Here is a 12,114-nt window from a genome sequence, read left to right on the forward strand (position 1 = left end):
ACCTGCTGGCCGCCGAGCAGCTTGGCGCCAAGCCGGAGGATTGCCTGGTCATTGAGGACGCGCCGTCCGGAGTCGAGTCCGGGCTGCGGGCCGGCGTTCCTGACCGTGTCGGGTGCACGCGCTCGGCGGGGCTCCGGGGCGCATCTGGGGTCGTCAGAGTGGCGGGCCGGGGAGCGATACGTCGACAGCCCGGACGCGAAGACCGTTGCGCGCCTCGACCTGGTTCGCGGCGGATTTCCATGTGGGCCCGGCGTAGGCCGGCGGCCTTGGTGGCCGCGGATTTGCTGTTGAACTCACGGTCGGAAGACCTTCTCGGCTCCCAGGCCACCCACCCCTCCCCTGGCGCTCGCCGAGCAGCCCTGGGCTGTCGTCGGCATGGCCCGGGTGGCGTGTCCGGTCAGTCGCAGGTCCTCCGTCAGCGCGACGCGCCGGCCTTCTGTGAGCGTCATGGATCCTTCGCCTCCGGTCCTTTGAGGGGAGAGCCCACTCTCCGCGCCCCTTCCCCGCCGCGTGTCGAGCACGCGTTCACGGACATGTTGCGTTCTGTCAGGAAGATCAACTTCAGGGAGGAGTCCTGATGAAGGCGACCGGGGTGGGCAGGGCCAAGGCTCGGCGTGGGTCGGCGAGGATCGGATGTGACCCGGTGCCGGCTCGTGGTTCGGGTGCCTTGCCCCGGCGTTCCGGTCGGCCGCCGCAAGCAGCCGACCGGGACGCCCGCCTCGGGCTACGGCTGGGGCGCCCCGCCATGGACCACGGTCCGCACTCTTCGAGTCGCAGTCCGGTCGACGGCCGGTGGACGACTGGTCGTAGTCGGCGGGGGCTTCGCGTCAGGCGAGGTCGAATCGGTCGAGGTTCATGACCTTGTCCCAGGCCGCCACGAAGTCACGGACGAACTTCTCCTGTGCATCCTCGGCCGCGTAGACCTCCGAGATGGCCCGCAGCTGGGAGTTCGCACCGAACACCAGGTCCACGGCGGTGGCGGTCCACTTCGGTTCGCCGCCCTCAGCGCCGGCGTCGCGCCCCTCGAAGACGTTCTCGTCCGTGGCCGACGCCTTCCACTGCGTACCCATGTCGAGCAGGTTGACGAAGAAGTCGTTGGTCAGCGTCTCCGGCCGGTCGGTGAACACACCGTGCGCGGACCGCTTGAAGCCGGTGCTGAGGGCCCGCATACCGCCGACCAGCACCGTCATCTCGGGCGCCGTCAGGTTCAGCATGCTCGCACGGTCCAGCAGCAGCGTCTCCGGGGACAGCTTCTCACCCGCCGACAGGTAGTTGCGGAACCCGTCGGCCCGCGGCTCCAGCACGGCGAACGACTCCACATCCGTCTGTTCCTGCGTGGCGTCCGTGCGTCCCGGCGCGAACGGGACCGTGATGTCGTGCCCGGCGTTCTTCACGGCCTGCTCGACCGCCGCGCAGCCGCCCAGCACGATCAGGTCGGCGAGCGAGATCTTGGTCCCGCCGCTCTGGGAACCGTTGAATTCCTGCTGGATCCCTTCGAGGGTCCGCACGGTCTCGGCCACCTCGGGCAGGGCGTTGACCTCCCAGTCCTTCTGCGGCGCAAGCCGGATCCGGGCGCCGTTCGCACCGCCCCGCTTGTCGGTGCCGCGGAAGCTGGCCGCCGACGCCCAGGCCGTGGAGGCCAGTTGGGAAACCGTGAGCCCGGAGGCGAGGATCCGGCCCTTGAGGGCGGCGACGTCCCCGGACGTCACCAGCTCGTGGTCGACCGAGGGCACCGGGTCCTGCCACAGCTGCGGTTCGGGGATCCACGGGCCGAGGTAGCGCGAGACCGGGCCCATGTCCCGGTGCAGCAGCTTGTACCAGGCCCTCGCAAACGCATCGGCGAGTTTGTCCGGGTTCTCGTGGAAGCTCTTCGAGATCGGGGCGTAGACGGGATCCAGCTTCAACGCGAGGTCCGTCGTCAGCATCATCGGGGCGTGCCGCTTGGCGGGATCGTGCGCGTCCGGCACCGTGCCCTGCGCCGCGGGGTCCTTGGGGGTCCACTGCTGCGCCCCGGCCGGGCTCGTCGTCAACTCCCAGTCGTAGGCGAACAGGTTGTCCAGGTACCCGTTGTCCCACTTCGTCGGCTCACTCGTCCACGCGCCCTCGAGCCCGCTGGTGATCGTGTCGACGCCCTTGCCGCTGCCGAACGAGTTGTGCCACCCGAGGCCCTGCTGCTCCAGCGCGCCGGCCTCCGGTTCCGGGCCGACGTACTCGGGGTCGACCGCGCCGTGGCACTTGCCGAAGGTGTGACCGCCGACGATGAGCGCGACCGTCTCCTCGTCGTTCATCGCCATGCGCCCGAACGTCTCGCGAATGTCCCGGGCGGCGGCGAGGGGATCCGGATTCCCGTTGGGACCTTCGGGGTTGACGTAGATCAGACCCATCTGCACCGCACCGAAAGGACCGGTGAGTTCCCGGTCACCGCTGTAGCGCTCGTCTCCGAGCCAGGTGTCCTCGGGCCCCCAGAAGACCTCCTCCGGCTCCCAGATGTCCTCCCGGCCGAAGCCGAATCCGAACGTCTTGAACCCCATCGACTCCATGGCGCAGTTGCCGGCGAAAACCAGAAGGTCGGCCCAGGAGATCTTCCGCCCGTACTTCTGCTTCACCGGCCAGAGCAGCCGCCGCGCCTTGTCCAGACTCGCGTTGTCCGGCCAGCTGTTGAGGGGGGCGAAGCGCTGCGCGCCGGAACCGCCGCCGCCGCGGCCGTCGGCAATACGGTACGTTCCCGCCGCGTGCCAGCTCATCCGGATGAAGAGCGGCCCGTAGTGGCCGTAGTCGGCGGGCCACCAGTCCTGCGACGTCGTCATCACTTCGAAGACGTCGCGCTTCAGTGCGTCGACGTCCAGGGTCGCGAACTCCTCCGCGTAGTCGAAGCCCTCGTCCATCGGATTGGCCTGGGGCGGGTTCTGGTGGAGAACCTGAAGGTCCAACTGGTTCGGCCACCAGTCCCGGTTCGTCCTGGGACGAGTGCGCGCGGGGGTGGGGGCGGGGATTGCGGGGTTCTCGCTTTCGCTGCCGGACACGTCCGTCCTTCTTCCTGTCTCGGTGCTTCCATCTGTCTGCTCGCTCTTGACGGCGTCCGTATGGTCGCGCACCGCAGACCGCCCGGCAGCGAGAACACGCAGGGCTTCACCGTTCTCGTCATTTCCCACCCGGGGCGGGCGGGAAATGACGAGAACGGGAAAGATCGTACGATCATGGATATCGCTCCCGCGGGTCGGGAAAGCCCGGTATATATCACCGCCGGGTAGTCTGTAGTTCCCTTTCGACCCTTTGACCGGTCCCGCCGAATTCCTTGTCCCGCCGAACCCGAACTGGTGAACCGAGATGAGTGACCTGCTGCAGCGGCTGCGGGGGCGCGGTTGGCGCATGACATCCCAACGGCGTGTCGTCGCGGAGGTCTTCGACGGCGAGCACGTGCACCTCACCGCCGACGAGGTCCACGCCCGGGCGGCCCGGCGCCTGCCCGAGATCTCCCGGGCCAGCGTCTACAACACCCTGGGCGAGCTGGTCGCCCTCGGCGAGGTCGCGGAACTCTCTGCTCACGGGCGGGCCAAGCGCTACGACCCGAACGCGCACCGCCCCCACCAGCACCTCGTGTGCTCCGGCTGCGGCCTCATCCGCGACGTCCACCCGGTCGGGGACCCGCTGGCCGGCCTGCCCGCGCAGGAGCGTTTCGACTTCGCGGTGTCCGACGTCGAAATCGTCTACCGCGGGCTGTGCCCCTCCTGTACGGAAGGCCAGCCGCCGGCGTGCATTCGTGGCACGGGGCTGTAGGGCAGTAGGGGCTGTAGCCAAGCCCGGCAACACCTGACCTTCGCGTCACTTCCGAGTTGCAGTTCCCGCTGCACGTTCTTGGCAGCGGTCGCTGCTGCATCGACGTCGTCTCGGCGCTTCGCGCGTTGGACAAGCAGCGCGGCGAGGGCGGCGATTCCCGCGCCACTGGCTCCGCTGACCGCTGCCGCAATCGTCTCCCCCATGGCCATGGCGTGATCGTCCAGCACGCGCCCGCCAGCCACAACGCATTCGCGTTCGGTCTGGCCGAGACGTGCGGCCTGGCGCAATCCGGTTCAGCGATCTTCGTGCGGCATCGGGGGGCGATCGTCATGTTCGGGATGGAATCGGCGTTATCAGAGCATGGACGCGCCAAGGTATTTCAAGTGTGTCCCGTCGCCACCACTCGCACAGAGGTCACCAGGAACAATTACACCTTCTATGAATGCGTCGACGCCGACGGCAACACGGTGGCTCCCTACGAAATCGGACTACGAGGAGTACGAAGCCGCCGACCTCGCGCGCGACCCTCAGGACTTCGCGAGCGACCGGAACCGCAAGACCGACATCGCCCCGGACGTCTGGGACCGGTGAAACTGTCGCGATGGGGCGGGCGGCGTCCCCCACCGCACACCTCCGCCCCCGCGCCACAGCCAGAGACACAGCCCGTCAAAACGCCAGTCAACGGCTACGACGTGCCGGCCAAAGTCCCGCACTGCCCGTCTACACCTGGCGCGACGACACCGAGCCCCAGCACGTGCGCCACCTGGGACCCACGGCCCAGGACTGGAAGGCTGTCTTCGGCCTGGGCGACACCGACACCGCGATCTCCGTCGTCGACGCCCTTGGCGTCGCCCTCGTCGCCGTTCAGACCCTTCGAGCGGATGCCGACGGGAGGGCGACGTACGCCCTGCCGACGGGAGGGCGACGTACGCCATCCGTACCGCTCGTCCCACACCAGCGCGGGAAGGGGCGCGTGCGGGCCGTCGAGGACGACGGCGGCCGCGACGACGTCGCCCCCGAGCTGGTGAATCGCGGGGGCGGAATACGTGGTCAGCCGGCTCCCGTCCTCGGTCGCCGCCCACAGCGGCTTCAGCCTGCTGCCCGTGGTCGTCCTCCACCGCCCCTTCGCCGGGGACCTCACCGTCAGCCCGGCGCCGTACCGTGAGGCGGCGCTCGCCCAGTACTGGACCGGATCCGCACCCGACGGCGTGGCACAGTAGAGGGGTTCCGGTCGCCGATCCGAGCCGCCCGCAGGGTGAGCCAGAGCCCGTCGGCCAGGCTTCCTCACCACCCGAGTCCGGGCAGAACCTGCCAACGCACCCGCACTCGACGGGCGTCCGATGGCGCGCATCCTCATGACGGAGGAAACCGAGGAAAGGGGTGGCAGACTGACACGGTTCGATCACGAGGGAACCCATTCGCCCGAGGAGCCGCGCCGTTGAGCGTCACCATCGCAGGACAGATAGACATCGCGGGCCCGGTGGGCAAACTGCTCCACCGGCGTCCGCTGCAGAACAGCACGGTCATGCAGGGCTTCGGCATCGATCCGGTGTCCGGCGACATCTTCGTGCTGCAGATCATGCACGGCGACATCAAGCTGCCCGACGAGCCGGCCGCCGTCGACTACCCGACCCGCAAGACGAACGGCGATCTGTGCCTGACGCGGCTCAGCCCGGCCGGTGCGATCACCGGGTACATGTACCTGCGCGGGTTCGGACACGGCGTCAGCCTGGGAGTGGAGAACCGTGACGGGGCGATCTGGCTCTGGACCGAGACCGCGTCCTCGCCCAACAGCAACAACGAGGGCTACGGCACGGCTGTGACCAGCTTCCCGTTCAGCACCGGAACGACCATCGACCACGGCTCCTCGGCGCACACGCCGCCGTACCGGCCCGACCCGGCCTGCCGCGGCATCACCCCCACCATCGACCGCAGCGCCAACGAGCTCGTGGTCCGCTTCAGCCTCCGCGGCGTGATGACCTTCGAGCGGTACGACCTGGCCCAGGCGGCGGCCGGGGTCTGGGAGGCCCGCCAGCGGTTCACCCCGGACGTCCCCAAGGACGGCGTCGACTTCCAGGGATACGCGTCCCACGACGGCGTGCTGTACACGCTGAAGGGCCAGAGCCTCGACGCCGCCCCGCTGCCCGGCAACACGCACATCGCCGCCTTCGAGTGGGCCACTGGCGCCCTGCTCGACAACCGGCACATCACGGCCGGACCCGGCCTGGAGTGGCGCGAGGCGGAGGGCATGGCCGTCTCTGTCCGCGACGGCGTCCCGCACCTGCACTTCGGCTTCGCCTGCGAGGACCCCGGCCCGCGCACCTGCACGATCATGTCCCTGTCGGCGGCCCCCGAGACCGACGGCGTGAAGGTCCTCACGGACTGGCAGCCGATCACCCTCGCCGCTGAGGTGACCGCTGATCAGAACGCCCCTCGGGGACGCCTGATCAGCCTCGCCGGCACCACCACCCTCCAGCTCTCCGGCGGGGTCAAGGGCCCCTTCAGCGCCGACACCGTCCTCGGCACCCTGCCCGACTCCCTCACCCCGAGCGTCGTCGCCCGCGCCAGCGTGCCGCGCGACAACGCGCTCGGCGGCCCCGCCGTCGCCCGCGTCGAGGTCGGCACCGACCGCGCGGTGCGCCTCTACGGCGGACGCGCCACGAATCCCATCGCCTGGGCTCAGCTCGACAACTTCAGCGCCGTCTGGCGCTGACCCCCACACTTCTCGGTATCAAGGAGCCCACACCCATGTCGCAAAACCGCCGCAGCGTCCTCGGCGCAGCCCTCGTCCTGCCCACCGCCCTCACCATCGGCGGCCTCGCCGCCGCCACCCCGGCGGCCGCCGCCCCCGGCACGGTCGACGCCGGCGCCTGGACCCCGCTCGTCCTGGAGCCCGGCATCACCCCGAACGCGAGCGCCGTCCCCGAGGTCCGGCTCGTCACCATCGCCGGCACCACCTTCCTCCAGGCCCGCGGCCTGGTCACCTGCAACCTCACCGGCGACGCCAAGATCGGCCGCCTGGCCGACGGCTTCACCGCGCCGACCGGCTACGTGCGCGCCGCCGTGCCGCGCAACAACAGCCAGGGCATCAACGCCTGCCGCCTCGAGATCAACAGCGCCGGCTCGGTCAGCGTCTTCGGCGCCAACACCGGCAACCCGATCACCTGGGTCCAGTTCGACTCAGTGCAGACGATCTGGCGCTGACCCGTCGACCCGCGCGGGCCCCAGGCCTCAGTGAAGCTGCCGGTGTTGGCCTCGGTGAGGATGTCGAACTTGACCAGGCGTTTCAGCTTGGTGCGGGTGCCTTCGATGTTCTTCGGCGGCAGTTCGCGGTCGAGAGCCTCGCAGACGTCGCGGGCCCGTAGCGGTCCGGTGGCCTCGTTGGAGACGAGGAGGATTGCGGGGGTAGCCCGGGCGCTCGGGCAGGTCCGGCGGGGCGACCGGGAGCCGTCCGCGAGTGCGGTGACGGTCTTCCGTGTGATTGCAAGGTGTTCGAGGTGGATCTCGGCCTCCCGCATCCGGGCGCGGGAAGCGGAGGAGGACGGGCGGTGCTCGTAGTCGCGGACCAGGCGCCGGCGCTGTAGTAGGGCCTGTTGTGAGAGTCCTGGTCACGCGGGGTCTGGTGTTCATCGGGTAGTGGCGTTGTCGGTGGTGCTGTGCATGATCGGCGCGTCAGCGCAGGATCCCCGACGGCGGCGGCCACAAGGTCCTGGGCCGCCAGGCCGGCCGGGCCACCCGCAAGGGCATGGGCTCGACTACGTCCACTCAACCGTCGACGACCACTCCCGCCTCGCCTACAGCAAGATCCACCCGGGCCTGAATGTGCTCAGCCGCGTACCACCGAACGTGCCCAGGTCTGCCGCTCCGGCTTCAGCTGTTCCGCCGGTAGGCGCCGGGTGGGGTTCCGTGCGTGCGTTTGAATGCGTGGGCGAAGGCGAACTCGGATGTATAGCCCACTTGGGCTGCGATGGATCTCAATGGCGCGTCCGATGCCCGTAGCAGGCGCGCTGCCGTGGTCATCCGCCACCAGGTCAGGTAGCCGAGGGGCGGTTGGCCGATGAGCATGGCGAAGCGTCTGGCGAAGGGTGCTCGTGAGAGCCCGGCTTCCGCGGCGAGTTTCGCCACGGTCCAGGGTGCTGCCGGGTCTCGGTGGATGGAGTGGAGGGCGGCGGTGATCGGCGGGTCGTTCAGGGCGGCAGCCCATCCGGTGGTGTCTTCTCGGGCGGACTGTTCTTTGAACCAGATGCGCAGGATGTACAGCAGGAGCGTGTCCAGGAGCGCGGGGACGACTGCGTCCGTGCCCAGGCGCGGGTTGTCCAGCTCGGCGGCCAGGAGTGCCACGGCTGAGCGCAACTCGGGGTGGCGGTCCGAGAGTGCTGGCACGTGGATCAGATCCGGGAGGGTCAGCAGCAGTGGGTGAGCGCGGGACGGGTTGAGCTCGTAGGCCCCGCAGAGGACTACGGTGACCGGACCGCCGTCTCCGCTCCGGTCGACGTTGTCCGAGGCGTAGGCGTCGTACATCTCGTGGTCGTCTGGGCCGCAGACAGGCGCCGTCACCAGGGATTCGGGGCTGTCGGCCAGGGTGTGCCCGTTGCCGTGGGGAAGGAAAACCACGTCACCCGCGCCCAGTCGTACGGGCTGTCCGTTCGAGGGCAGCAGCCAGCAGGAACCCTGAAGGATTGCCTGGAAGCCCGCCGACCCGGGAACGGAGGTGAACTCCTGTCCCCACGGGGCATGCCACCGCACCTGCACCGACCGGGGCCGGCCGGTCCGCGTCACCGCGACCACGTCGCTGAGCACATCCATGCGCCCGAGAGTACGTGTACGAGACGAACGCACATCAACTAGGCAGCCTGACGCATGGATCGTCTCCATTTGCGGTCCGTAGATTCGCGGCATGACGTTGATGAAGACCGCGCGTATCCACGAGTACGGCGCTACCTCCGTGATCCGCTACGACTCCGTTCCCCGTCCGCAACCCGCCTTCGGTGAAGTACTTGTCCATGTCGCCGCGACCTCGTTCAATCCCACCGAGGCAGCTCTGCGCGCCGGAATGCTGCAGGCGTTCTTGCCCGTGGACCTGCCCTACACGCTCGGCTGGGACGTCGCCGGCACCGTGGCCGAGACCGGCGCTGGTGTGGAGGGCTTCGCCGTCGGCGACCGGGTCATTGGGCGGCTCGACAGCGGGGGCGCGGCAGCCGAGTACGTCCGAGCGCCCGCCGCCTTGCTGGTCGCGGCGCCGGCGTCCATCCCTCTCGCGAACGCTGCGGCCCTTCCCGTGGCCGGTCTGACGGCCTGGCAGGCGGTGTTCGAGTACGGGAAGGTAGCCGCTGGTCAGCGAGTGCTGGTAATCGGTGCGGGTGGCGGCGTCGGAGGCTTCGTGACGCAGCTTGCCAAGTACGCGGGTGCGGAGGTGATCGCAACGGCCAGTCCTCGGAGCACCGAGGTTGTCCTGCGGCAGGGGGCGGACCAAATGATCGACTACACCGCCGGGCCGGTGAGCGCCGCGCTCGACGGTCCGGTGGACACTCTGCTCAACTTGGTCCCGCTGAGCCCGCAGGCCGCCGCAGCTCTGGCGCCTCTGGTGCGGCCGGGCGGGAGGATCATTTCGATCGCAACCCCGATCGAGCCGGCTGCCGACACCGGGGTGAGCACGATGCACATGGTCGCCCGCAACGATGTCGTACATCTTGCGGCGCTCGTGGAACTCGTCGACGCGGCCACGCTCAGCATCGACATCAGCCAGTCACGTCCACTGGCCGACCTCACCGAGGTCCATCACCTCAGCGAAACCGGTCAAATCCGAGGCAAGGTCGTCATCATTCCCTGAGCCCATGGCGGCCGGACCTTAGCCGAACTGCCCGACAGGTCGGGCGTCAGGGCGACCGGGCTGCAGACGTCATCGGCGACAGTCCGAGACGTGGGCGGGTCGTGGTGCAGGCCGAGCACCCCAAGGTCGGCGGGAAAGTCGGCTCGCACGTGATGTACCAGGTGAAAGGAACCGCCGGTCCGGCTTCGGTTCGGGGATGACCTGCTGGTGGCGGCTGGCTCAGCCCTTGGAGTAGACGATGCTCGAACTGGATCGGAGCCGTCGTCAGACCCCGGTATCACTGGGTTCATTGGACGCATGCTGCCCCTGTCGTCATTCGATCGCTTGACGACAGGCGGACGACGCGTCCGGGTGATGCAGTCGGGACTGGCTGCTGTCTGCCATCGGTGAACACCAACCCGAGCGGGTCCAACGGTCGTTACCGTCAAGTCGTATGACGACGGTGACAACCCGTACGGTCGAATACCCGGCCGACAAGCTGACGATGGTCGGATACCTCGCGCTCCCAGCCGGTGTCGAGCGCCGGCCCGCAGTCCTGATCGGACCCGAGGGGATGGGGCTCAGCGATGTCGAGCGCCGACGGGCCGAGGCTCTGGCCGAACTGGGGTACGTGGCGCTGGCCTTCGACCTCCACGGCGGACGCTACTTGGAAGACCCGGAGGAAATGTTGGCCCGCTGCATGCCGCTGCTCGCCGATCCCGACCGAATGCGAGGAATCGGTCACGCCGCGCTCGACGTGTTGCGTGCCGAACCACGGGCGGACCCCGACCGGACCGCCGCCGTCGGCTACGGCACCGGGGGCGCAGTCGCACTGGAACTCGGTCGCGATGGCGTCGACCTGCGCGCGATTGGGACAGTCAACGCACTGACCACGGGCCGACCGGGCGAGGCGGCACGCATTCGCTGCCCGGTATGGGCCGGGGTCGGGTCGGAAGACCCCATCATGCCGCCCGTACAACGGGAGGCGTTCACCGCAGAGATGCAGGCCGCGGGCGTCGACTGGCGCCTCGTGGTCTACGGCGGAGCCCTTCACGCCTTCCACCACCCAACGGTCGACCACACCACGCCTCCCGGCGTCGGCTACCACCCACGGCACGCACAGCGAGCCTGGAGTGACATCGTCGCCCTGCTCGCCGAGTGCCTGCCCGTCACTGCTTGATCGGATCGTCTCCTGACACTCGCTCCTGCCCGGCGTCGTCGTCTTCGTCCAGTTCTGGGGCGTCCGGGTCGCGCGGCGGGCACAGGACACCGACGGCCGGGGGGAGGCGGTGAAGCTGTAGCGGCCGAGCATGTTCAGGTTGCGGGGCTTGAGCGGCGCCAAGAAGCCCATGTCCTCGTCTCGGACCGCGTGGCCTTCGGCGTGAAGCTGGGCGATGGCGGCGTCGATGTACTTCGTGATCCACAGCACGATGGCGTTGAGGACCAGGCCGAGCGCGCCGAAGCTGGGCTGAAGATGCGGGAGGTGCGGCGAAGCCACCTCTCGAAGGGCACGGGACGTGAACGCTCCTCCAGCAGCCTCTCTGCGATGACCTTACGGATCCCTTTCACGGCGGAGGACTTGGCCCGCACCCGGCTGGCCCCACGGCCGCGCCCCATGCTCGAACCGGAGATTGGGGCACCGCCCGCCGGAACGGCTGAAGGTGCACCAGCACCGGCGCTGTCGAGGACCTGGGTGGACAGGCGTACAGCGCGTGGGGACAGGTCCCTCGATCAGTGAGCACCCGGACGCGCGGCTTCCCGGTCCCCGTGGACGCCGCCGACGAGCCCGGCCAGCGCGTCGGCGGACTCGGAGGTGAGCCGGTAGAAGCCCTGGAGGCTCACGGAGCGCTCCAAGCGGCCGTCCACCACGTACTTCAGGTTGCGGGTCTTGCCTCGGGCATTGCGCCAGGTGAGGGCCGGCAACAGGTCGCCGGGTATCGGAGTGTCGAAGCGTACGGGTGTCGCGTCCACGTGCACCGCACTGGCGCCGCAGCCGCCGGCGCCGAGCATCCACCAATCGTCGTGCCCAGGGAACGGCGGATCCTGCCACGTCGCCTGAGCGGCGCCGCAGCAGTCGCCGCGTTCCATGTCGACCACCCGCATGCGGGACACCTCGCACCGGTTGACGTGCAGCGCATACACCTCGTCACCGGCACGGGCTCCCGACCAGGTGGGCAAGGACTGGTGGACGCCGGAGTAGGCGACCGGCGGCCGTTCGCCCACGCGGCCTTCCTTGCGCAGGGAACGGCATGTGTCGTGGGTCCACAGGACGGTGAAGACATCAGACATGGGGTGATCGTAAGAACGAGGACTGACAGTGCCCTGCCGGTGGCTCGGAGCAAGTTCGCAAGGGAGAGGTCCGGTCGTGCGAGGAGGTGCGAAAACCTCTGCCACAGGAGGTCACAGTCCTCGTGGGCAAGAACTACGCGGGCATGACCACAGTGGTCGATGCCGTGCGCCTGCCGACCGATCCGCCGGCCGGGGCGCCGGTCCCCCGGCATGTCGAGGAGTCGCACGTCTTGAAGGCT

Annotated in this window: 11 protein-coding genes and 4 pseudogenes; 10 read left to right on the top strand and 5 right to left on the bottom strand. The window is 69.1% G+C overall.

The window, feature by feature from the left end:
* Positions 1-98, top strand: a pseudogene (locus tag AB0F56_RS33720) (HAD-IA family hydrolase); the annotation flags it as partial.
* A gap of 195 nt (positions 99-293) precedes the next feature.
* Here AB0F56_RS33720 and AB0F56_RS33725 read toward each other — a convergent pair.
* A complete protein-coding gene (locus tag AB0F56_RS33725) occupies positions 294-449 on the bottom strand; it encodes a hypothetical protein (protein WP_362016891.1) in 156 nt (51 codons plus the stop codon).
* A gap of 378 nt (positions 450-827) precedes the next feature.
* Positions 828-3,023 carry a catalase/peroxidase HPI gene (gene katG, locus AB0F56_RS33730; protein WP_362016773.1) on the bottom strand — a complete coding sequence of 732 codons (2,196 nt, stop codon included), beginning with the start codon at positions 3,021-3,023 and terminating at the stop codon, positions 828-830.
* A 304-nt stretch (positions 3,024-3,327) separates the two neighbouring features.
* On the opposite strand from katG, the gene AB0F56_RS33735 reads away from it, so the two are divergent.
* The 6 genes and pseudogenes from AB0F56_RS33735 to AB0F56_RS33760 all read left to right on the top strand — a co-directional run.
* Positions 3,328-3,777: a Fur family transcriptional regulator gene (locus tag AB0F56_RS33735; protein WP_362016775.1), complete on the top strand. Its 450-nt coding sequence runs from the start codon at positions 3,328-3,330 to the stop codon at positions 3,775-3,777.
* 438 nt (positions 3,778-4,215) lie between these two features.
* Positions 4,216-4,368 carry a hypothetical protein gene (locus AB0F56_RS33740; protein ID WP_362016777.1) on the top strand — a complete coding sequence of 51 codons (153 nt, stop codon included), beginning with the start codon at positions 4,216-4,218 and terminating at the stop codon, positions 4,366-4,368.
* 455 nt (positions 4,369-4,823) lie between these two features.
* Positions 4,824-4,997: a hypothetical protein gene (locus AB0F56_RS33745; RefSeq protein WP_362016779.1), complete on the top strand. Its 174-nt coding sequence runs from the start codon at positions 4,824-4,826 to the stop codon at positions 4,995-4,997.
* A gap of 218 nt (positions 4,998-5,215) precedes the next feature.
* Positions 5,216-6,490, top strand: coding sequence for a hypothetical protein (locus tag AB0F56_RS33750; protein WP_362016781.1), 1,275 nt, complete (start codon positions 5,216-5,218; stop codon positions 6,488-6,490).
* A gap of 35 nt (positions 6,491-6,525) precedes the next feature.
* The gene (locus tag AB0F56_RS33755) at positions 6,526-6,981 is read left to right on the top strand and encodes a hypothetical protein (protein ID WP_362016783.1); all 456 of its coding nucleotides are present in this window, start codon (positions 6,526-6,528) and stop codon (positions 6,979-6,981) included.
* Positions 6,982-7,456: 475 nt separating this feature from the next.
* Positions 7,457-7,584: pseudogene (locus AB0F56_RS33760) on the top strand (IS481 family transposase); the annotation flags it as partial.
* A 63-nt stretch (positions 7,585-7,647) separates the two neighbouring features.
* Here AB0F56_RS33760 and AB0F56_RS33765 read toward each other — a convergent pair.
* The gene (locus AB0F56_RS33765) at positions 7,648-8,583 is read right to left on the bottom strand and encodes an AraC family transcriptional regulator (protein WP_362016785.1); all 936 of its coding nucleotides are present in this window, start codon (positions 8,581-8,583) and stop codon (positions 7,648-7,650) included.
* A gap of 91 nt (positions 8,584-8,674) precedes the next feature.
* Here AB0F56_RS33765 and AB0F56_RS33770 point away from each other — a divergent pair, with 91 nt between their 5' ends.
* From AB0F56_RS33770 to AB0F56_RS33780, 3 genes and pseudogenes are all read left to right on the top strand, one after another.
* On the top strand, positions 8,675-9,607 hold the full coding sequence (locus AB0F56_RS33770; RefSeq protein WP_362016787.1) for an NADP-dependent oxidoreductase: 933 nt from the start codon (positions 8,675-8,677) through the stop codon (positions 9,605-9,607).
* Between the two features lie 29 nt (positions 9,608-9,636).
* Positions 9,637-9,789: pseudogene (locus AB0F56_RS33775) on the top strand (restriction endonuclease); the annotation flags it as partial.
* A 251-nt stretch (positions 9,790-10,040) separates the two neighbouring features.
* A complete protein-coding gene (locus AB0F56_RS33780; protein ID WP_362016789.1) occupies positions 10,041-10,766 on the top strand; it encodes a dienelactone hydrolase family protein in 726 nt (241 codons plus the stop codon).
* Here the strand turns inward: AB0F56_RS33780 and AB0F56_RS33785 are convergent.
* Together AB0F56_RS33785 and AB0F56_RS33790 are read right to left on the bottom strand one after the other, a co-directional pair.
* Positions 10,756-11,045 (bottom strand): annotated as a pseudogene (locus AB0F56_RS33785) (Tn3 family transposase); the annotation flags it as partial. The gene AB0F56_RS33780 and the pseudogene AB0F56_RS33785 sit on opposite strands and share 11 nt — an antisense overlap.
* Before the next feature lie 272 nt (positions 11,046-11,317).
* A complete protein-coding gene (locus tag AB0F56_RS33790) occupies positions 11,318-11,875 on the bottom strand; it encodes a hypothetical protein (RefSeq protein WP_362016791.1) in 558 nt (185 codons plus the stop codon).
* Between the last annotated feature and the right edge of the window lie 239 nt (positions 11,876-12,114).

The organism is Streptomyces sp. NPDC026092 (assembly GCF_040638605.1).
Classification (GTDB): domain Bacteria; phylum Actinomycetota; class Actinomycetes; order Streptomycetales; family Streptomycetaceae; genus Streptomyces.